A 20364-nucleotide genomic window follows, 5' to 3' on the forward strand; every position below is an offset into this window, starting at 1 on the left:
TCCCCTCAGAACAGCGCTGCGAACCGTTCGGGCAGGCGGTAGACTTCGGAACTGCGCCCGCCGCCCATCATCCAGAAGGCGCCGTCATTCTTGGGGTGGCGGCCCTCGACCATCTCTTTCCGGAACTCGGGGAAGTCCACGGTTTCGGCGACCGGATCCTTCTTGGACAGGGCAAGGTAGCTGTCCCAGGCGGTGTCCCAGCCGGTCACCTTGCGGTCCACCTCGGCCAGATCGCCGCTCTGGATATGGCGCTGCTCTTTCCGCACCGCGAGGCGGTCATGGGTCATCTGGTAATCCACGAAGCGCAGGTGGAAGAGGTAGAGGTCGGGGTCCAGATACCCTTCTTTTTCCGAGGCGAAATGCCCGCCGGGGCCGAAGGTGATCTTGTTGCGGGTGATGCAGGGCTTGGCGTAATTGGCGTTCAGCCGGAAGATGCGGCGCACGTCGAGGATGTTGCGGCCCTCCAGCGCGTCCGGCTCCAGCGCGGGGTTATGCACCAGCTCGATGGCGAAGGGGGTGATGACGCGCGGCGCCTTGGTCTCGCCAAAGCGCATCAGGTAGTCCGGCAGGCTGTCGCACACCGCCGGGTCCACCGCCACGATCTCATCGACATCGCCGCACAGCACCCAGTTGTAATAGCGGGTGAAGCCCGAGGTGAACAGCGACAGCATCTGCCAGCGCCGCTGGTTGAAGCTGTAGCGCGTGGCGTCATAGGGCAGGTTGATGACGTTGCAGCCCTCGGCGATGCGGCGGTGTTCGGGGTCGTTGCCATGGCTGAGCACAAAGAGGTTCTCGCGCCCCAGATGCCGGCCGTAATATTCGACCCAGCGTTCGAGGTAGAAGTAATCCCCGCGCAACATCGTCATCGCGGCCACTTTGGCCTTGGTGTTGTCCATGCCCGTCCCCGCCGTCTTTTGTTGTTCGAAACTATAGGGGCCAGTGCCTTGAAAAGCAAAGAGCCCTTGGGGCGTTTCGTTCAAAATGGGTGCAGTGTGGCCCGAGGGATTCAGACGCCCCCTGCCCGCGCGAAACCGCGGGCGACCGAGGGTTCGAAGCCGAGGGCCGGGGCGTAGCCGCGCTGCGCCAGCACCTCCTCGGCGGCAGCGAGGGCGGGGAAGCCATGCTCCAGCAACCGGCCGGTGATGAGGATGACGGCGGGCAGCGGGTCCAGCGCCGCCACGAGGGCGGTGAGCGGGTCACCGGCGAGGCGCGGGTCGGAGAGCATGAGGATGTCGGGGCGGTAGCTTGCCACCAGCAGGGCGGCGGCAGGCACAAGGTCGGAGTCTGGAAGCATGTCCTCGCACAGCACGAAATCCGCGCGCCCCGCCAGACCATTGCGGGCGATCACCCGGGCAAGCGTGGCGCGCAGGCCCGGGTCATCCTCGACCAGCGTGATCTGCAACCCGCCCCGCGCCCGGGCCAGTTGCGCGGGCAGGAAGCCGCAGCCGGCGCCCACGTCCAAGAGCCGGCCCTGCGGCGGCAGCAAACCCGGCAGGCGGCGCGCCAGCGCGCGCTCGAAGCGCCCTGCCCCGATCAGCGTCAGCGCCTGCGGGGTGAAGATGCGCGGGTCGGCCGGCAGCTCGACCATGTGGTTCGCGGTCCACTCCAGCGCCACATCCTCGGCAGCCTCCAGCGGCCCCGGCAGGTAGAGCCCGCCCGGCATCACGTCGGTGGGTTCCTTGGGTTCAGCCTTGCGGTCATCCTTCGCCTTGGCATTGCGGCGCTTTTCCACGTCCGACATCAGCGCCGCGATCTTCTCCTTGTCGCGGGGTTGCGGCGGCTTGGCGGTGATCTGGCTGATCGGGATTTTCGAGGCCACTTCCAGCCCGGCGCGCAGGTTGGTATAGGCCTCGGTCTGGCGGATCTCGGCCAGCCGCGCCTCCACCCGCTCCAGCGCGGCGAAGTGCAGGCGGTTCAGCACCGGGTCGGTCAGAAGCTGATCCATGATCGTATTGCGCCGTTCGGTGTAGCGCAGCATCGTGACATCACGCACTTCGTTGCGGTCCTGAAGCGCCCAATAGTCGGGATTGTACTTGTCGGCCTTGTTGTTGACGTTGCCGCGCAGCCGGCGGATCGCGTAGCTTTCCACCGATTTCACCGCGTAATGGTTCAGCTGCACCCAGTCATAGCCCACGGTGCGGGTGATCGACCGCCAGCCGCGGAACTTGAAGTAGTCGTCCATCACCTTGCCGGATCCGGTCAGCCATTTCACATGGTCCGGGAAGGCGGTGTCGATGACCTTGTTCTTCAGCTTGGGGCGGTGGATGCCCAGCTTCCAGTAATCGGCATCGAACTTGAACAGGGTTTTCACGCCCCAGCCCTTGTTCCAGGTGGTGGGGGCGGCCATCAGGTATTGCTCGGACACCGGGGCGCGCGACCAGTCGATCACCCCGCCCGAGCCGAAGATACGCCAGGTGATGACGATGCCGTTCGCCTCTTGCTCCGCCACCGCGGCGATCAGATCGTCGAGCGTGCCGTCGCCGTGACGGATCGACAGGAACTCGTCGGCATCGAACACCATCAGCCAGTCGGCGGCCTGCACCACCGGGTCTTCCTGCGCGTAGTTCAGCGCCGAGGGCTGCGGGCGCAGACCTTCGGGGATCACGTTGCGGCGGTGATGGGCGAGGCCAAGCTCCTCCAGCCGGATCAGCATGTCATCGGTGCCGTCGGAACAGTCGTTGGTATAGACGAGGATATCGGTGAAGCCGACCGCCAGATGGTGCGCGATCCATTCGAGGACGAAGGGGCCTTCGTCCTTCATCATCGACACGGCAGTGACCTGCCCATGCGGGCTGACATGCTTCTTCAGCGGGAAATCCACGGTAGCGTAGATGTCCGAGGCGCCGGTGAAGCGCTCGGGCTTGCGCGAGCGGGGGATGGGCTTCAGCGCGCCCTCGGGGCGCTTCGGGGCCTCGCCCTCGCCCTCGTCCCCATCTTCGTTCTCGTCCAGATCGTCCTCGAAATCCTCGGCCATCGGTCAGCCTTTCTTGCGGCGGCGTTTGCCGCTGTCGGGGGCGGGGGCGCTCGGCGGCACGATGCGCTCGGCGAGGGCCGCGGGGGTGAGGTCCTTGCCCATCACCTCCACCACCGACAGGCCCAGTTGCACGCGCACCCCGCCCGACAGCGTCGCCAACCCCGGCACATCGGGCCAGGTGGACAGGTCGAGCGTGTAGGCCCCGCGCCAGCCGTGGATGCGGGTCACGCCGCCATAGGCGACCTTGAACGTCACCTCGCCCGGCCCGCAGGTGATGTCATTCTCCCCGGGGCCGACATGGATGGTGTCATTGCCGCCCTGCGAGGTGACAAGGTTGCGCCCCGGCCCGGTATGGATCACCGAGTTGCCCTTGCCGTCGCGGATCACGTCATTGCCATGGCCGCCATGGATCAGGTTCGACCCCTCCGGCCCGCCGATGATCAGGTCATCGCCGGTGCCGCCATCCAGCACATCGCGCCCCGATCCGCCGCGCAGGATGTCATTCCCCGCGCCGCCATAGAAGAAATGCCGCACAGATCCGCGGTTCGACACGGCGATGAACTCGTCATCCCCTGCCCCGCCATGAAAGGTGCTGCTGGCATATTGCGCGCCGATGAACACATCGTCGCCGCGGCTGCCACGGACCTCGACGCTGACCCGCTCGGAGGTCTCGAAGTGGATCGGGCTGTCGGGATGGGCGACGATGCGCACGGGCTTGGACACATGCGGGCTGTCCTCGGTGCGGGCCAGCACGGTGGCGATGCGGACCTTCTCCACATTGGCCGGCACGCGCAGCACATAGTCGTCGGGGCCGGCCATGTACCACAGCGTATCGGTGCCGCCGTCCTTCTCTTCGCGGATGTTCTCGGCATCCTTGCCATAGGCCCAGTAGCTGGTATCGCCGATGCCGCCCGCCATCACCACAGAGCCATCCACCGCCATCATCGCATTGACGCCGCAGGCCGGGTTCTCCAGCCCCCGCAGGTCCAGCCCCAGCCGCAGCGCGCCGCGGACCAGCTCCTCCCGCATCTCGGGCAGGCGGGCGCGGGCGGGATCTTCGGTCACGAGGTTCTGGGTCTCGCCCGGGTCGGCGACGACGTCATAGATATGCTCCTCGCCATTGGGGTAGCGGAAGTAGCGCAGATGGGTGAGGCCCTCCACCGAAGGGCGCACGGAGAGGGTGCCGAACACCGACGTCACTGGCGAGAGGCTGCGGTCATAGGCCCCGAAGCTGGCGTCGATCAGCGGCAGCAGGCTTTGCCCCGAGGTCCAGCCCGGGCGCGGCGGCAGGCCCGCGAGGTCCATCACCGTTTTCGGGATATTCCCCAGCGAGACCGGCACATCCACCACCGCCCCGCCCGGCATCTTCGCGTGCCAGACCCCCAGCGGCACATGGGCGGCGCTGTCCCACTGGCTCATCTTGTGGAAGCTGTCATGGTTGCCAAGGTTGAAGCCATTGTCCGACAGCAGCAGCACCGTGGTGTTGCCGCCAAAGGGCGAGGCGCGCAGGGCGTCCATGAAGCGGCCGATTTCATGGTCGACATGGCTGATCGCGGCGAAATAGGCGCGCACCACCTGTCGCCAGGCCTCGTCCCCGTTCTTTTCCGGCGTCCACGATCCGTTGGCGATATAGGCCGCCTCATAGACCGCCATCCCCGGCTGCGGGCCGAAATAATCCTCGGGCGCGGCGATCGCCGGCCAGCGGATCGCGGCAGGGTCGTACATCTGGTAGAAGCGGTCGGGGCATTCGAGGTTGTAATGCGGATGCTTGAAGCCCAGCTGGAAGAGGTGGCGGCGGGCCGGGTCCGCCTCGGCCAGATGGGCAATGGCGTTGGTCGAGACCATGTTGTCGTAGAACACATGGTCCTGCGAGCCATCGTCGTCCGGGTGGTTGATGCCGCGGATGCCGGGGCCCTGCGGCAGGTAATCCATCACCTTGGAGCGCTGCGAGTTGTCAACGCAGCCCTTTTCCACATGGAACAGGATGCGGTGATATTCATAGGGGCTGAGCCGGTAATTGGCATCGACCTTGCCGGTCTGGAAGGTGCGGAACCCGGCGCGGCGCAGGTCGTATTGCCAGGCCCCGGTCGGCGGATAGACGTCGCGCCAGAAGCGATTGAGATCGACCAGTCCGCTGACGAAGGGCGACAGGCCGGTGGCAAGCTCCGCCCGGCAGGGCGCGCAGAGCGGCACGGTGGCATAGGCATTGGCAAAGCGCGTGCCCTCGGCCATCAGCCGGTCGATATGCGGGGTCTGGATGGTCAGGCCGAACGTCTCCCGCCAGGTGACGACGTCGATCATGTCGTCGATCCAGATCAGGCAGATATTGTCGCCTTGGGTGGCCCCGCGGGTGAAGGCCATCTCAGGCCTCCCAGAACAGGTAATCCTCAAGCGCCGCAAGCTGGCCTGCGCCTGCCTGTTCCTTGGGGTCGAGGATATTGACGGGCCAGAAGAAGACCTGCGCGATATGGCCGTCGCCAAGGGTCTTCAGCAGCCCGTCACGGTGGCTGCGGCAGCCGATGAAAAGGTCGGCGGGGCCGGTGATGGCGGTGTCGGGCGGGGTGGCCGATTGCGCGACCTCGCCGCCCGCCCGCAGGAAGAAGCGCCCGCGCGAGAAGCCGGCGATGAGCAGGAGGTCGGTGCCGGTCGGCATCGGTAGCGACACCTCCCCGGACTCCGACTGGCTCTTGAAGCTCACCTGCCCGGCCTGATGCGACAGGAACAGGTAGTTCTTGGCGCCCTGCAGGTTCAGCGTCAGCAGGGTGCGCAGCTCCTCGGCACCCGGGCGGCAGAGCACGGCGAAGGAGAAGTCCGCGGCATCGGTGGCGGCATCGGCGATGCAGAAGCCACAATTGCTGGAGGGGATCAGGCGCAGGCCCGCCGGGTCCAGCTTGCCATTGCCACGGTTGGGCTGCGCGGGCAGCGCCAGCCCCTGCCCCGCGCGCGGGCGCCATTCGGTGATGGCGCCATCCTCCAGCGCGACCCAGTCGGGCGCGGCCTGATACCAGCTGCCCCGGGCGGAGGTAACAGCGGCGGCGAGGGCCGGAGCTTCGGCCCCCAGCAGCGCGGCTTCGGGCAGGTCGGCGTCGATCATCAGCATTCCCGCGCTCCCCTCAATGAACCGGCAGCGCGCAAGGCAGCGCCCACCGATGAAGCGGCGTGCCATCCTCGGCCGCGCCCTGCCAGTCGTCGCGCAGGCTGCCTGCGGCTGCGGGGTGAGCGGCTGCCGGATCGTCCGCAGCCCTGGGGGCGGCGCCGAAGCCATAGAGCAAGTGCAGCTCGCCCGTCGCCGGGGCATCGAGGCTCAGCAGCAGATCCTGCGGGTCATCCTCGGCCAGCGCCACTTGCGTGATGCGCGGGGCCTTCGCGCCTTCCAGCCGGAAGCCCGCCGTGGGGCCTGCGCCGAACGGGTCTGCGGCGTCGATCACCAGCGGGCCAATTGCGCGGGCGCGGACCCGGATCAGCCGGTCCCCCTCGCGTTCGGCCAGCAGGAAGGTCGGACAGAACCACGGCCGGTCCTCATAGATCGCCGTCACCGCCAGCGCATCCATCTCGGCCATCTGCAGCATCGCCTCGGGCGTCGGGCGGCCATAGCCGTCCTGCGCGAAGCCATAGCCGGGGGCGGCGAAGACCAGATCATGCTCGCCGTGGTTCCAGGCCAGATCCCATTGCGCGCGCAAGGCGGGATGGTCGGACAGGCCCGGCGTGCCGCAATCGAAGGTGGCGAGGAAGACCGGCTTGTGGAAGCCCATCTTGCCCACGCCCTCGGTGATCTCATCGAGCAGCGCCAGCATCCCGTCGCGGAAAGCCACGGCATCGCTTTGCACATCCTCCAGCGTGTAATCGAGCCGGATGCACAGGATCCGCGCCGGCTTCGCCATGCGGTCGGCAGCGGCCTTGAGGCTGCGCGCGGCGGTCAGGAGGTTCGCCACCGCCTGCCCCTCGCGCAGGGCAGCGACGGAGGGCGAGCCATCCGTCTCGGCCCGCACCATGTAGAGCGGCAAGGCGCGGTGGTTGCGGCGGCGGTCGGCCAGCAGCACTTCGGCCAGCAGCGCGTCGCGGGTGACCTCGCGCAGGGTGTTCAGGTGGCTCAGGACGCGGGCGGGTTCGACGCCGCCCATGCCCACCGCGCCGATATCGTCGGCAGGGGCGAGGATGTGGTAGGGGAAGCGCGGCACCCGCGGCAGCGCCTTGGTCGCCCGCGCCCCGCCGATGGAGAAGACCCCCAGCAGCGCGCCGGGCGCATCGGCGACGATGCTGACCTGCTCTTCGACGCTGTCCGCCTCGACAAGGCAGCGGTATTGCCGCGCGCCCTGCTCACCGGGAAGGTTGGCCGAGAACACATACCACTCGCCGGTCTGGCGCAGGTTCCAGGCATCGACATCGCCCAGAACCGACGGGTCCAGCCCCTCGGCCTGCACCGCCCCGTGAAGTCCCGCCCGAGCTGCGCCCGCTGGCAGCGCGCCAAGCCGGCGGCCGATGTCTGCGATCACCTTGTCGGACAGGCGCATCACCAGCCCGCTGCTGTCATAGCCGATCACGTCGCCATTGCGGGCGCGCAGGATCGTGCCCTTCTGCCCGGTTTGGCCGCTCCCAGAGCCGTCTTCGGGCGGCTGATCGTTCATCGGTGCAGATCTTTCATTGGCGCGCCTTCGCGCGTGCAGTATTCCTTTGCCAGAAACCAATTAGGCCCCGGCAAGTCAAGGCGACAAAGCCAAAACGGGGGGCGCGGCAAAGGCGGACAGATGCGGCGGCTGGCGATCCTGACGGTCAAGGACGAGGGCGCCTTCCTGCTGGAATGGCTCGCCTTCCACCGCCGGGTCGGCTTCACCGATGTGCTGGCCTTTTCCAACGATTGCAGCGATGGCACGGACCTTATGCTGGACCGGCTGCAGGCGATGGGGCTGCTGACCCATGTGCCGCAGGCGGGACCCTTCCCCAAGGGCCCGCAATGGGCGGCGCTGAATGCGGCGGAAGGTCACCCCCTGATAACGCAGGCCGATTGGGTGATGCCGATCGACATCGACGAGTTCGTCACCATCCACCTTGGCGACGGCACCCTCGATGCGCTGCTGGCGGCCTATCCGCAGGCGACGGCCTTTGTGATGACCTGGCGGCTGTTCGGCAATGGCGGGGTCATCGGCTTCGAGGATGCCCCCGTCACCGCGCAGTTCACCCGCGCCGCGCCACCCGGCATGGCCTGGCCCTGGCGCGCCTCGATGATCAAGACGCTGTTCCGCAATGATGGCAGCTATACCCGCCTCGGCGTCCACCGCCCGCGGCAACCGGACCCGGAGCGGTTGGAGGCGCAGGTCTGGATCGGTGGCACCGGCGCGCCCCTGCCCGCGCGCTATGCCCGCATCGGCCTTTATACCCCGCCGTCGCCGCACCAGTATCGCATCGCCCAGCTGAACCACTACGCCCTTGGCGCGATGGAAAGCTATATCGTCAAATGCGGGCGCGGGCGGGCGAACCGCGAGGCCTCGACCTTCGACATGTCCTATTGGGTAGAGCGGAATTTCGACACCGTGGAAGACCGCGCCATCGCCCCCGCCGCCGCCCGCGCAGCCCCGCTGCTGGCCGAGCTGCGCGCCGACCGGGTTCTGGGGCCGCTGCACGAGGCGGCAGTGCTCTGGCGCCGCGCCCGGTTCGAGGCGCTGATGCGGGACGAGCCGTTCCGCGCGCTGTTCGGCCGGCTGCTGCTGACCCCCGCGACTCGGCCGATGTCGCCCGAGCGGTTGGCGATCTTCCTGCACCATGCCCGGCGCGCGGCGGAAACAGTGGCGCCACCCGGCACCGATTGAGCCTGCAGCCCGCACAGTCCGCACCAGCACCGCGACTTCGCCACAGTTTTACCCCGCCCCGACACTTGAAAAGGCCCCATTGCGGGGCTGAAATAGCCCTTAGCACGCGGTATCAGACCGGGGGCGCCAGCACGGCGCCCGTGGAAGCCGACGACACGAGGGAGCGACCCGCAGATGGCGCAGGACATGGCACTCGACCTGGCAGACCAGACCGACCTCGATCTTGTCGAGGCGCTGGAGGCGCTTGGCGAGGACGAAGGCTATTACGAGCCGCTCGGCAAACGCCACGCCGCGCTGTTTTCCGATGAGGGGCCGGTGCTGCTGGTCACCTTCGAAACGCTGGCCTCGATCCGCGCGCGGCCCGGGCACAGGCCGCTGGGGCACCAGATCGCCAAGGCGAAGGGCTGGTCGAGCCTGTGCCTGATCGCCTTTGAGGACAGCTGGTACCGGGACCGCAGCGTCTATCGCTTCTTCGACCGGCAGGTGGATGACGCCTTTTTCGAGGATTTCGACCGCGTGGTGTTCTGGGGCGCGGGGATGGGCGGCTATTCCGCCGCCGCCTATGCGGTGACCGCGCCGGGCGCGACGGTGATCCTCGCCGCGCCGCAAGCCACGCTGGACCCGCGCGTGACCGGCTGGGATGAGCGGTTCCGGGCCAAGCGCCGGATGTCCTTCACCGACCGCTATGGCTATGCCCCCGAGATGATCGAGGGCGCGGGGCCGGTCTATGTGATCTATGATCCCCAGCACCATCCCGACGCGATGCATGCGAGCCTGTTTACCCGCGGCTTCGTGACCATGCTGCCCTGCCCGTGGATCGGCCCTGACCCGGCCGGCGCGCTGGAGGAGATGGAACTGCTGGCCCCACTGCTGACCGCCGCCTGTGACGGCAGCTTCACGCCCGCGCTGTTCTGGCGCAGCTACCGCGCCCGCCGCCATCACAGCCCCTATCTACGCCGTCTGGGCGAGGTACTGGATGCGCGCGGCCGGCTGTGGCTGAACGCCCTGCTGCACCGCGCCGCCGCCCGCATCCTCAAATCCCGCCGCGTTCGCCGCCGGGCCGAGGCGCTGGAAGCAGAACTGGCAGAGACCGGGCGGAGGCTGCCAGAGGCGGTGTGAGGGGGAGGGCCGCAGCGCAAGAAGCCGCGCCTACGCCGTGCGGAGCAATTCTGCGACATCCTCATACCCGGCGCCATAGGCCACGATCAGTCCTGCCTCCGAGCCCTTGGAAGGCAGTTCCCTCAGCGCCAGAGCGACATCGTCGCGGCTCGCCAGCACATTCGTGATCGGCCCGTCCACCCCTGCCTGCACGATGTGGTCGTCCATGCTGTCGTGAAGACCCCAAGCATCGGCACCGAAAAAGTAGATCTCCCGGATGAGCAGGGAGTTGGCGAGCTGCCGGGGGCTGAGGACATGCTCCACTCTGGCCGCGTCGGACAACAGAATAACCACTGCGGGAAGCTCGTCGGGCAACATGGCGAGCGGCAGGATCGCATTCATGAAGTCACCTCTCGATCCCCCTGCACAAGCCGCGCTCCGTCTTTCCGCGGCATGGTCATACTGTCCAGCAAGGCGCCGATCGGCGCAAACAGCCGAGCCCGCGCTTCCTCTCACCCCCGCCGCAGGCTCTTCCCCTCATGGAACAGGTGCATCCGCGCCGGATCGGCCGTCAGCCGCAGCACCTCGCCGCGTGCCACGGGCGCGGTTCCGGGCAGCTTGGCGATGACGGCCTCTGCCTCGCCCGGCATGGTGACATAGACCACGGTGACGTCGCCCAGCTTCTCGGCCACCTCCACCGGCGCCTCGATCAGCGCGGGGGTGCCGGGCGCGGCGAGGTCCAGATGTTCGGGGCGCACGCCCAGTTTCACCGCCTGCCCTTGCAGCGCGGCGGCGGTCGCAAGCGGCAGCACCACCTCGGCCCCGCCGGGGAGTTGCACGCGGCTCTCCGCCCCCGTCCCCACCAGCACCGCGGGCAGCAGGTTCATTGCCGGGGAGCCGATGAACTGCGCCACGAACTCATTGTCGGGGCGCTCGTAAAGGTCCAGCGGACTGCCGACCTGCGCGATGCCGCCGGCGTTCAGCACCACGATGCGGTCGGCCAGCGTCATCGCCTCGATCTGGTCATGGGTGACGTAGATCATGGTGCGGCCCGGCAGCCGTTCCTTCAGCTGCGCGATCTCGATCCGCGTTGCCACCCGCAGCGCGGCATCGAGGTTCGACAGCGGCTCGTCGAACAAGAACACCTTGGGGTCGCGGACGATGGCCCGGCCGATGGCGACGCGCTGGCGCTGCCCGCCCGACAGCGCCTTGGGCAGCCGGTCGAGATAGGGCGTCAGCTGCAAGATGCGCGCGGCGTTATCCACCGCTGCCGCAATCTCGGCCTTGGATTTCCGCGCGATCTTCAGCGCGAATTCCATGTTCTCGCGCACCGTCATGTGGGGGTAGAGCGCGTAGGACTGGAACACCATCGCAATGCCGCGCTGCGCGGGGGGCACGTCGTTCACCACCTGCCCGTCGATATGCAGCGTGCCCGCCGTGATCCGCTCCAGCCCCGCGATCATCCGCAGCAACGTGGACTTGCCGCAGCCCGAGGGGCCGACAAAGACCACGAACTCCCCCCCGGCGATATCAAGGTCGATGCCTTGCAGCACCGGCACTTCGCCATAGGATTTGCCAATCCCGTGAAGCTCAACTCCGGCCATCTTCGCCTCCCGGGTGACGTTCGGGGTGATAGCGGTCCAGCAGCAGGATGCTGGCCTGCCACGAGCCCAGATGCAGCGTGTGGTCGGGCAAGGGCCGGGCAGAGCCAAGCTCGCCCGCGATGGTGACCCAGTTGCCCTCGGGCACCGGAACCGTGACGGGTTCGTCCGACAGGTTGAAGAAGCACAGGATGGTTTCCGCCTCCGTCTCGCGGCGGAAGCTGAGCACCTCGCCGGTGACCGTCACATCGGTCATCGCGCCGATGCGCAGCGCCGGGTGGCCGCGGCGGAAGGCCAGCGCGCGGCGGTAATGGTGCAGCAGCGCGGCGGGGTCCTGCTCGGCGGTGGAAACGGCGAGGTGATAGTGGGAAGACGGCACCGGCAGCCAGGGCTTGGCGGGCGAGAAGCCTGCGTTGACCGCGTTGCCATCCCAGGGCATCGGGGTGCGGCTGCCGTCGCGGCCATTGAACTCGGGCCAGAACTCCTTGCCGTAAGGGTCTTGCAGATCCTCGAAGGCAACCTCTGCCTCGGGCAAGCCAAGCTCCTCGCCCTGATAGAGGCAGACCGAGCCGCGCAGGCAGATGAGCAGCGTGGCATAGGTGCGGGCGGCGGCGGGCGTGAGGTTCCAGCGGGTGACATGGCGCACCACGTCGTGGTTGGAAAAGGCCCAGCAGACCCAACCGTCATGGGCGACGCGGTCCACCTCGGCGAAGACATCGGCGATGGTCTGGGCAGAGAGGCTGTCGCCCGACAGGAACTCGAACGCATAGGACATCTGCATCCGGTCATCGCCGCGGGTGTATTCGCCAAGGATCTCCAGCCCGCGCTGGCTGTCGCCGACCTCGCCGACGGCGGCGGCGTTGTGCGGGGCCATCACGGCGCGGAGTTTGCTAAGGAATTCAAGGTTTTCCGGCTGGTTCTTGTCGTAGATGTGCATCTGGTGGTTATAGGGGTTCACCGCCGGCGCCGTCTTGGCGTTGCGCAGTTCCTTGGCCAGTGGAGGATTGTCCCGCAACTGCTTGTCATGCATGTAGAAATTGATGGTATCGAGCCGGAAGCCATCCACCCCCCGCTCCAGCCAGAAGCGCGCCACGTCCAGCAGCGCGTCCTGCACCTCGGCGCAGTGGAAGTTGAGGTCGGGCTGGCTGGTCAGGAAGTTGTGCAGATAATACTGCTCGCGCCGGGCATCCCAGTGCCAGGAGGTGCCGCCGAACATCGAGTGCCAGTTGTTGGGCACGGTGCCGTCGGGCTTGGGGTCGGCCCAGACATACCAGTCGGCCTTGGGATTGTCGCGGCTGCTGCGGCTTTCCTTGAACCAGGGATGCTGGTCCGAGGTATGCGACAGCACCAGGTCGATCATCACCTTGAGCCCGAGGAAATGCGCGGTGGCGATGATCTGGTCGAAATCGGCAAGGCTGCCGAACATCGGGTCGACGTCGCGGTAATCCGACACGTCATAGCCGAAATCCTTCATCGGCGAAGGGAAGAACGGGCTGATCCAGACCGCGTCGGCGCCGAGGCTCGCGATATGCGGCAGGCGGCCTACGATGCCCAGAAGGTCGCCGATGCCGTCGCCATTCGCATCCTGAAAGCTGCGGGGGTAGATCTGATAGATCACCGCGCCCCGCCACCAGTCTGCGTCTTTCTTGAAGTCCATATCAGCCACCTTTCACCGAGCCGGCCAGCAGGCCGCGCACGAGATATCTTTGCAATCCGAAGAAAACCAGCAGCGGCATCGAGATCGACACGAAGGCCGAAGCTGCCAGGATTTCCCATTCCCCCCCGAGCGAGCCGAGGAGTTCCCGCAGCACGCCGGTCATCACAAGCTGGTCCGGCGCGTTGCCCAGAAAAACGGTCGCCACCAGCAGATCGTTCCACACCCAGAGGAACTGGAAGATGGCGAAACTGGCGAGGGCCGGGAAGGACAGCGGCAACACGATGCGGCGGAAGATCTCGAAATCGGTGGCGCCATCGACGCGGGCGCTTTCGATGATCTCGCGCGGCAGGCCGGCGATGTAGTTGCGCAGAAGGTACACGGCCATCGGCAGGCCGAAGGCGGTATGCGCCAGCCAGATGCCGAGATAGCCCTTGTCGATGCCGATGGCGTTGTGCAGGCGCAAAAGCGGGATCAGCGTCATCTGCAAGGGTACGACCAGCAGGCCGACGATGCCGGCCAGGATCAGCGCCCGGCCCGGAAAACGCATCCACGCCAGCGCATAGGCGGCGAAGGCGGCGATCAGGATCGGGATCACCGTGGCCGGGATCGTCACGGTGAAGGTGTTGAGGAAGGCCCGCCCCAGCCCCTGCGCGACGATGACGGTTTCATAATTCTCCAGCGTCAGCCGCGGCGGGGTGGTGGTGGTGACGAAGATGCGGTCGCCGCGCCCCGCCTCTGGCGCCTCGGGATAGGTGATGCGGAAGGCGCCATCACTTTCGACGGTCAGCGTGTCGCCCGCGCGGCCCGTCGCGGTCTCGCCCGGCGCAAAGGCCTTGGGCTCGCGCGCCGAGAGGCCAAAGGCGGCGACGCTGCCGCCCGCCTCGCCAAAGACATTGCCGTCCAGCACCCAGGCCGCGCCCTCGGGCACCGCCGTCTCGGGCGGCGGGGCGCGGAAGATCTCGTTCTGCTCGGCCGGCAGCGCCGCCTTCCACCAGCCCGAGGCAGCGATCTGGTCGCGGTCGCGGAAGGAGGAGATCAGCAGCCCCAGCGTCGGGATCGTCCACAGCACCACCAGCAGCAGCGCCGCAAGGTTCACCGCCCAGGTCAGGCGCGATTTCGTTCCGGCCATGCCCTCCATCACATCCCCTCCCGCCGCGCGGTGCGGATGTTCCAGATCATGATCGGCGTGACCAGCAGCATGATGACCAGCGCCACGGTCGAGGCGCGCCCGGTGTCATTGCCGCGGAACATCCAGTCGAACATCAGGTTCGCCAGCACCTGCGTGCCCCATTGGCCATTGGTCATGGCCAGCACGATGTCGAAGACCTTCAGCACCAGGATGGTGATCGTGGTCCAGACCACTGCGATGGTGCCCCAGATCTGCGGCACCTTGATCTTGAAGAAGATCTGCAGGGGCGAGGCCCCGTCCAGCACCGCCGCCTCGATGGTTTCCTCGGGGATGCCGCGCAGGGCGGCCGAGAGGATCACCATGGCAAAGCCGGTCTGGATCCAGATCAGCACCGCCATCAGCATCAGGTTGTTCCAGGGGGTCAGCGTCAGCCAAGTCTGGGGGTTGCCGCCGAACCCCTCCACCACGGCGTTCAACAGGCCGATCTGCGCCTGCCCCTCGCCGCGGAAATCGTAGATGAACTTCCAGATCACCGAGGCACCGATGAAGCTGATCGCCATCGGCATGAAGATCAGCGATTTGGCGAGGTCGCCCCAGCGGAGGCGGTCGGTCAGGCTGGCGGCGATGAGGCCGAAAAGGGTCGAGGCGGCAGGCACGACCAGCAGCCACATCAGGTTGTTGAGGATCGACTCGCGGAACTTGCCGTCGGCGATCAGCCAGCGCCAGTTGTCGAAGCCGACAAACCGCTGGCCCGCCGCATCATGCAGCGACAGCCAGATCGACAGGAACACCGGCCAGACCAGATAGACGCCAAGGATCAGCACCGCGGGGCCCAGGAACAGCCATGGCCGCACCCGCGCCGCCCGGCCGATATTGCGCCCGGCATGGGGGCCACGCGGCGGCAGCGCCCGGTCCAGCAGCCAGTTGCTGCCCCAGAACCAGGCGACGCAGCCGAATATGCCGATGACGATGGTGGCAGAGGCGAAGGCCAGCTGTTCCATGCAAGTCTCCTGAAACGGGCCTTAGTTGAGCGAGTCCCAGGTCTTGCGGATCATCGCGCCGACCGCGGCGGCATCCGCGCCGCCAGCATAGTCGATCATGCCGGTCCAGAAGGCGCCAGCCCCCACCGCGCCCGGCATCAGGTCCGACCCGTCGAAGCGGAAGGTGTCGGCGGCCAGCAGGATATCGGCCATCTTGCGCAGCGTCGGATCGCCGTAAACTTCGGGGTTGGCGGTCTTCAGCGGGGTCAGGAAGCCCGATTGCGCCATCCAGACCTCATGCGCGATGGGGGTCTGCAGGAATGCCATGAAGGCGCGCGCAGCCTCGGTATCGCGGGTGATGGCGAAAGTGGTGCCGCCGCCAAGGACCGGCTTGCCGAGGCCCTGCCCTTCATAGGCGGGGAAGTAGAAGAAGTCGGCATCGAGCCCGACCTCGGTCCCTTCGGGGAAGAAGGAGGGGATGAACGAGGCTTGCTTGTGCATGTAGCAGCCGGGCGGCGAGGCGAAGAGGCCCTTGGGGCTGTCGCGGAAATCGGTGGAGGCGACGGCACCGGCCCCGCCCTGCACGAAGTCATCGTTGCGCACGAACCAGCCGAATTCCTCGATGGCGGCGACGACTTTCGGGTCATCGAAGGGCAGTTCGCCGCGCGTCCAGGCGTCGTAATCCTCGGGCGTGTTGATCCGCAGCATCAGGTCCTCGACCCAGTCGGTCGCGGGCCATCCGGTGGCGGCGCCTGAACCGAGGCCAATGCACCAGGGGGTCTCGCCCTCGTCCACGATCTGCTGGGTCAGGGCCTTCAGATCCTCCATCGTCTCGGGGATCTCATAGCCGGCATCCTCGAAATTCTCCGGCACGAACCAGACCAGCGATTTCAGGTCGACCTTGTAGATGAGGCCGTAGAAGTCATCCGTGCCATCGGGGCCGGTATGGGTGCCGAGGTCCACCCAGGACGGGCCGGCGGCGTAGTTTTCCAGCACCCAGTCGGAGGTCTCCTGCCCCAGCGGGGTGATATGGCCACGGCGGGCGAGGTCGCCGACAAGGCCGGGCTGCGGGAAGATGGCGATGTCAGGCGGGCTGCCAGCGCCGGTGTCGATGACGATCTGCTGCTCGAAGCTGTCGGACCCGGAATAGCGGACATTCGCCCCGGTAGCGGCGGCGAAATAGGCGACGACGCTGTCGACCAGCTCCTTGTCGGGGCCGAGCCAGGGGCCGAAGATGGTGAGCGTCTGGCCGGACAGGTCGGTCTGCGCCAGTTCGTCATAGCTGGCCCAGTTGAAGCGCGGATCCTCGCCCGGGGCGAAGACCAGATCCTGCGCGGCGGCGCCCTGCGGGGCGGCAACCGCGATGAGCGCGAGCAGGGCAAGCCCTGCGGAACGGCCAGTCCTCATTCCATCCTCCCAGACAGTGCGCCCATAGCGCTGCCATCGGGGGTGATGGCAGCCAAAGCGCTTTGATATTGGCGGAAGATCACCCGGATTGGGCGAGTTGTCAACGCCCCGCCGCACAAGCGCCGGACTGACAATAATCCCCGTGCAGGTGCAGAAAAAAATCGTCCTCTGCGGGGAATTGACGCGGGGAGATGCTGGCCTTAGGCTCCACCTTCATTGCCAAAGCGCTTTGGATATCCGCATGAACCTCAAGGAACTGTCACAGATCCTCGGCCTGTCACAGACCACGGTCAGCCGGGCGCTGAATGGCTATCCGGAGGTGGGCGAGGCCACGCGCAAACGGGTGCAGGAGGCCGCGGTGCTGCACCATTACCGCCCCAGCACCCGCGCCAAGGGGCTGGCGACCGGACGGGCGATGGCGATTGGTCATGTGATCCCCGTCTCCACCCGCCATGAGATCGTGAACCCGGTCTTTGCCGATTTCATCGCCGGCGCGGGCGAGACCTATGCCGCCAAGGGCTATGACATGATCCTGTCGGTGGTCGATGACGACCGCGAGGCGCGGACCTATCGCGACATCGCCGCCAAGCGCAATGTGGACGGGATCATCGTCCACGGGCCGGAGCTGAACGATCCGCGCGTCGCACTGCTGACGGAACTGGGGCTGCCCTTCGTGGTGCATGGCCGCGCCAGCGGGGTCGCCCTGCCCTATTCCTGGCTCGACGTGAACAACACCCGCGCCTTCCGCCGGGCGACGGACTTCCTGCTCGACCTCGGGCATCGGCGCATCGCGCTGGTCAACGGGCTGGAAGAGATGGATTTCGCCGCCCGACGCCGCCGGGGCTATGAGGCGGCACTGGTGGCGCGCGGGGTGGCCCCCGATCCGGCGCTGATGCGCTCGTCGGAGATGACCGAGAATTACGGGCATGTGGCGGCGGCAGAGATGCTGCGCCTGCCCGACCCGCCCACGGCTTTCCTGACCGCGTCGATGATCTCGGCGCTTGGGGTGCGCCGCGCGATCGAGGATGCCGGGCTGAAGATGGGGCGCGACGTGTCGATCGTGACCCATGACGATGACCTTGGCTATCTGCGCAACGGCGACGGGGCCGACCCGATCTTCACCGCCACCCGTTCCTCGGTGCGCGAGGCGGGGCGGCTGGCGGCGGCGATGCTGCTGGAGTTGGTGGTGGACCCCGAACGCACCCCGCGCAGCCGGTTGATGGAGGCGACGCTGGTGGTGGGCCAGTCCACCGGCCCCGCGCCGCAGCAGGCGCAGGCCGCACTTTCCCAAAGGAGATGACCCATGCGCTTCCGTAGAGGCGACTTCCCCGAAGGCTTTGTCTTCGGCACCGCCACCTCGGCCTATCAGATCGAGGGCTCGGCGCTTGGCGGCGCCGGGCCGTGCCATTGGGATACCTTCGCCGCGACGCCGGGCAACGTGATCCGGGCCGAGGATGGGGCCCGCGCCTGCGAGCATGTCCACCGCTGGCCCGAAGATCTGGATCTGGTGCGCGATGGCAATTTCGACGCCTACCGCTTCTCGGTCAACTGGGCGCGGGTGCTGCCCGAGGGGCGCGGCGCGGTGAATGCCGAGGGGATCGATTACTACGACCGGCTGGTGGACGGGATGCTGGAGCGGGGGTTGCAGCCTTGGCTGACGCTGTATCACTGGGACATGCCGTCCGATCTGGCGATGCGCGGCGGCTGGACCAACCCGGATGTGGCAGGCTGGTTCACCGACTATGCGCGGCTTGTGATGGGGCGCTTGGGGGACCGCGTGACCGCCACGGCTACGATCAACGAACCCTGGTGCGTGGCCTGGCTCTCGCACTTCCTCGGCATCCACGCGCCCGGGCTGCGCGACATCCGCGCCGCCGCCCATGCAATGCACCATGTGCTGCTAGCGCATGGCACGGCGCTGCAGGCGCTGCGGGCCGACGGGCACCGGGATCTGGGGATCGTGCTGAACATGGAGGTCTGCGCGCCCGCGAGTGACGCGCCCGAGGATCACGCGGCCGCCGCAAGGCAGGATGCCATCTTCAACCGCTGGTTCCTTGAGGCGATCACGCAAGGCACCTACCCCCCCGAGGCGCTGGAGGGGCTGGAGCCGCATCTGCCGCGCGGCTGGCAGGGCGACATGGCGCAGATCGCGCAGCCGCTGGACTGGCTGGGGGTGAATTACTACACACGCCGCTTTCATCAGGCGGTCCCCGGCCAGCCCTGGCCCTCGTCGCGCGAGGTGCCCGGGACAGGGCCGCTGACCGGCTCGGGCTGGGAGATCTACCCGGACGGGCTGGAGCAGTTCCTGCGCCGCACCGGCGCGGCGGTGGGTGACCTGCCTATCCATGTGACCGAAACCGGCATGGCCTGGCCCGACCAGATCGTGAATGGCGCCGTGGGCGATGCCGAACGCATCGCCTTCATGGACGCGCATCTGGCTGCGGCGGGACGGGCGCGAGAGGCCGGCGTGAACCTCAAGGGCTTCTTCTGCTGGTCGCTGCTGGACAATTACGAATGGGCCGATGGCTATGACAAACGCTTCGGCCTCGTGCATGTCGACTTCGAAACCCTGTCACGCCGGCCCAAGGCATCCTATCTTGCCCTTGCAGATGCCCTGACCCGGAGACCCTGATGACCGATGCCCCGCTTTGCCTTGTTGCCGATGTCGGTGGCACCAATACCCGCGTCGCGCTGGCAAGCGCCGGGCGGATCGTGCCGGGTTCGGTGCGCCGCTACACCAATACCGGCTTTGCGGGGCTGGATGCGGTGCTGGCTCAGTTTCGCGCCGATGCGGATTGCGCCGTGCCCGCGGGCGCCTGCGTGGCCGTGGCGGGGCCGGTCAGGGGCGGCGTCGGCCGGCTGACCAATCTCGACTGGGCGATGGACGGGGCGGGGCTGGCCGCGGCGACGGGGGCGCGCACGGTGGCGGTGCTGAACGACCTGCAGGCGCAGGGCCATGCGCTTGGCCATCTGGCACCGGGGGCGCACCGGACGATCATTTCGGCGGTGGCTGAGGCCGGCGGCTCGCAGCTGGTGATCGGCGTCGGCACCGGCTTCAACGCCGCCCCGGTGCATGAGGGGCCGGGCGGGCGCGTGGTGGTGCCCTCGGAATGCGGGCATGTCACCTTGCCGGTGCGCAATGACGCCGATCTGCGGCTGTCGCGATTCGTGGCGCGGGAGCATGGCTTTCCCGGCGTGGAAGAGGTGCTGTCGGGCCGGGGCATCGCCCATATCGACGCTTGGCTGGCAGGGGAGTCTGGAGAGACCGGCACCCGTGATTCGGCCAGCGTGCTTGCCGCACTGGAAGCGGGCGAGGACCGGGCCCGGCAGACCGTGGCCACGGCGGTGCAGATGCTGGGCGCCGTGGCGGGCGATCTGGCGCTGATCCACCTGCCTTTCGGCGGCGTGCATCTGATCGGCGGCATGGCCCGCGCGCTGGTGCCCTGGCTGGACGAGTTTGGTTTTGCAGCGGCCTTTCGGGACAAGGGCCGCTTTGCCCCGCTGATGGCCGATTTCCCGGTCTCGGTGATCGAAGATGACTTCGCCGCGCTGACCGGCTGCGCCCGCTATCTGGCGCACCGGATGGGCAATGTGACGACACCGGAAAACTGAGCCAGACGTCAAACCTATCTTAACCCGGCGCACTTAAGCCTTGTCTCACCCGAACGGACGGAAGGGGGACAAGGTGAACGCTACGACCGACCATATTGCAGG

16 protein-coding genes are annotated in these 20364 nt (G+C 67.4%); 5 read left to right on the forward strand and 11 right to left on the reverse strand.

The window, feature by feature from the left end:
• Positions 1-5 precede the first annotated feature (5 nt).
• The 5 genes from Q8S30_RS11825 to Q8S30_RS11845 form a co-directional block, all read right to left on the reverse strand.
• Complete coding sequence (locus Q8S30_RS11825; protein ID WP_305666221.1) at positions 6-896, reverse strand: glycosyltransferase family 2 protein; 891 nt, start codon at positions 894-896, stop codon at positions 6-8.
• Between the two features lie 110 nt (positions 897-1006).
• On the reverse strand, positions 1007-2974 hold the full coding sequence (locus Q8S30_RS11830; RefSeq protein ID WP_305666222.1) for a glycosyltransferase family 2 protein: 1968 nt from the start codon (positions 2972-2974) through the stop codon (positions 1007-1009).
• Positions 2975-2977: 3 nt separating this feature from the next.
• The gene (locus Q8S30_RS11835; protein ID WP_305666223.1) at positions 2978-5335 is read right to left on the reverse strand and encodes a sulfatase-like hydrolase/transferase; all 2358 of its coding nucleotides are present in this window, start codon (positions 5333-5335) and stop codon (positions 2978-2980) included.
• Position 5336: 1 nt separating this feature from the next.
• Positions 5337-6074 (reverse strand): hypothetical protein, encoded by a 738-nt coding sequence (locus tag Q8S30_RS11840; protein ID WP_305666224.1) that lies wholly within the window; start codon positions 6072-6074, stop codon positions 5337-5339.
• Positions 6075-6087: 13 nt separating this feature from the next.
• A complete protein-coding gene (locus Q8S30_RS11845) occupies positions 6088-7599 on the reverse strand; it encodes a hypothetical protein (protein WP_305666225.1) in 1512 nt (503 codons plus the stop codon).
• A 120-nt stretch (positions 7600-7719) separates the two neighbouring features.
• Here Q8S30_RS11845 and Q8S30_RS11850 point away from each other — a divergent pair, with 120 nt between their 5' ends.
• Positions 7720-8778: a glycosyltransferase family 2 protein gene (locus tag Q8S30_RS11850; RefSeq protein ID WP_305666226.1), complete on the forward strand. Its 1059-nt coding sequence runs from the start codon at positions 7720-7722 to the stop codon at positions 8776-8778.
• Positions 8779-8964: 186 nt separating this feature from the next.
• Positions 8965-9897 (forward strand): phosphoadenosine phosphosulfate reductase, encoded by a 933-nt coding sequence (locus Q8S30_RS11855; protein ID WP_305666227.1) that lies wholly within the window; start codon positions 8965-8967, stop codon positions 9895-9897.
• Between the two features lie 30 nt (positions 9898-9927).
• Here Q8S30_RS11855 and Q8S30_RS11860 read toward each other — a convergent pair whose 3' ends face one another.
• The 6 genes from Q8S30_RS11860 to Q8S30_RS11885 all read right to left on the reverse strand — a co-directional run bounded on the left by Q8S30_RS11860 (position 9928) and on the right by Q8S30_RS11885 (position 16650).
• Entirely contained in the window at positions 9928-10278 is a 351-nt protein-coding gene (locus Q8S30_RS11860; RefSeq protein ID WP_305666228.1) for a hypothetical protein, read from the reverse strand.
• A 110-nt stretch (positions 10279-10388) separates the two neighbouring features.
• Positions 10389-11480, reverse strand: coding sequence for an ABC transporter ATP-binding protein (locus tag Q8S30_RS11865; protein ID WP_305666229.1), 1092 nt, complete (start codon positions 11478-11480; stop codon positions 10389-10391).
• Positions 11467-13134 carry an alpha-glucosidase family protein gene (locus Q8S30_RS11870; protein ID WP_305666230.1) on the reverse strand — a complete coding sequence of 556 codons (1668 nt, stop codon included), beginning with the start codon at positions 13132-13134 and terminating at the stop codon, positions 11467-11469. The genes Q8S30_RS11865 and Q8S30_RS11870 overlap by 14 nt, the downstream gene beginning before the upstream one ends.
• A gap of 1 nt (position 13135) precedes the next feature.
• On the reverse strand, positions 13136-14272 hold the full coding sequence (locus Q8S30_RS11875) for a carbohydrate ABC transporter permease (protein WP_305666231.1): 1137 nt from the start codon (positions 14270-14272) through the stop codon (positions 13136-13138).
• On the reverse strand, positions 14272-15264 hold the full coding sequence (locus Q8S30_RS11880) for a carbohydrate ABC transporter permease (protein WP_305666232.1): 993 nt from the start codon (positions 15262-15264) through the stop codon (positions 14272-14274). The genes Q8S30_RS11875 and Q8S30_RS11880 overlap by 1 nt, the downstream gene beginning before the upstream one ends.
• Positions 15265-15285: 21 nt before the next feature.
• Positions 15286-16650: an ABC transporter substrate-binding protein gene (locus tag Q8S30_RS11885; protein WP_305666233.1), complete on the reverse strand. Its 1365-nt coding sequence runs from the start codon at positions 16648-16650 to the stop codon at positions 15286-15288.
• A gap of 241 nt (positions 16651-16891) precedes the next feature.
• On the opposite strand from Q8S30_RS11885, the gene Q8S30_RS11890 reads away from it, so the two are divergent.
• From Q8S30_RS11890 to Q8S30_RS11900, 3 genes are read left to right on the forward strand one after another with little or no spacing between them, the layout of a single operon-like run.
• Positions 16892-17950, forward strand: a complete 1059-nt coding sequence (locus Q8S30_RS11890) for a substrate-binding domain-containing protein (protein ID WP_305666234.1) — start codon at positions 16892-16894, stop codon at positions 17948-17950.
• Between the two features lie 3 nt (positions 17951-17953).
• A complete protein-coding gene (locus Q8S30_RS11895; RefSeq protein WP_305666235.1) occupies positions 17954-19282 on the forward strand; it encodes a GH1 family beta-glucosidase in 1329 nt (442 codons plus the stop codon).
• On the forward strand, positions 19282-20262 hold the full coding sequence (locus tag Q8S30_RS11900) for a glucokinase (protein ID WP_305666236.1): 981 nt from the start codon (positions 19282-19284) through the stop codon (positions 20260-20262). The genes Q8S30_RS11895 and Q8S30_RS11900 overlap by 1 nt, the downstream gene beginning before the upstream one ends.
• Positions 20263-20364 lie beyond the last annotated feature (102 nt).

The organism is Frigidibacter sp., assembly GCF_030695035.1.
Taxonomy (GTDB): domain Bacteria; phylum Pseudomonadota; class Alphaproteobacteria; order Rhodobacterales; family Rhodobacteraceae; genus Frigidibacter.

Bases quoted from the DNA above. Each gene is read 5' to 3' on its own strand.
- Q8S30_RS11825 (WP_305666221.1), bottom strand. From the start codon at position 896: ATGGACAACACCAAGGCCAAAGTGGCCGCGATGACGATGTTGCGCGGG.
- Q8S30_RS11830 (WP_305666222.1), bottom strand. From the start codon at position 2,974: ATGGCCGAGGATTTCGAGGACGATCTGGACGAGAACGAAGATGGGGAC.
- Q8S30_RS11835 (WP_305666223.1), bottom strand. From the start codon at position 5,335: ATGGCCTTCACCCGCGGGGCCACCCAAGGCGACAATATCTGCCTGATC.
- Q8S30_RS11840 (WP_305666224.1), bottom strand. From the start codon at position 6,074: ATGCTGATGATCGACGCCGACCTGCCCGAAGCCGCGCTGCTGGGGGCC.
- Q8S30_RS11845 (WP_305666225.1), bottom strand. From the start codon at position 7,599: ATGAACGATCAGCCGCCCGAAGACGGCTCTGGGAGCGGCCAAACCGGG.
- Q8S30_RS11850 (WP_305666226.1), top strand. From the start codon at position 7,720: ATGCGGCGGCTGGCGATCCTGACGGTCAAGGACGAGGGCGCCTTCCTG.
- Q8S30_RS11855 (WP_305666227.1), top strand. From the start codon at position 8,965: ATGGCACTCGACCTGGCAGACCAGACCGACCTCGATCTTGTCGAGGCG.
- Q8S30_RS11860 (WP_305666228.1), bottom strand. From the start codon at position 10,278: ATGAATGCGATCCTGCCGCTCGCCATGTTGCCCGACGAGCTTCCCGCA.
- Q8S30_RS11865 (WP_305666229.1), bottom strand. From the start codon at position 11,480: ATGGCCGGAGTTGAGCTTCACGGGATTGGCAAATCCTATGGCGAAGTG.
- Q8S30_RS11870 (WP_305666230.1), bottom strand. From the start codon at position 13,134: ATGGACTTCAAGAAAGACGCAGACTGGTGGCGGGGCGCGGTGATCTAT.
- Q8S30_RS11875 (WP_305666231.1), bottom strand. From the start codon at position 14,272: ATGGAGGGCATGGCCGGAACGAAATCGCGCCTGACCTGGGCGGTGAAC.
- Q8S30_RS11880 (WP_305666232.1), bottom strand. From the start codon at position 15,264: ATGGAACAGCTGGCCTTCGCCTCTGCCACCATCGTCATCGGCATATTC.
- Q8S30_RS11885 (WP_305666233.1), bottom strand. From the start codon at position 16,650: ATGAGGACTGGCCGTTCCGCAGGGCTTGCCCTGCTCGCGCTCATCGCG.
- Q8S30_RS11890 (WP_305666234.1), top strand. From the start codon at position 16,892: ATGAACCTCAAGGAACTGTCACAGATCCTCGGCCTGTCACAGACCACG.
- Q8S30_RS11895 (WP_305666235.1), top strand. From the start codon at position 17,954: ATGCGCTTCCGTAGAGGCGACTTCCCCGAAGGCTTTGTCTTCGGCACC.
- Q8S30_RS11900 (WP_305666236.1), top strand. From the start codon at position 19,282: ATGACCGATGCCCCGCTTTGCCTTGTTGCCGATGTCGGTGGCACCAAT.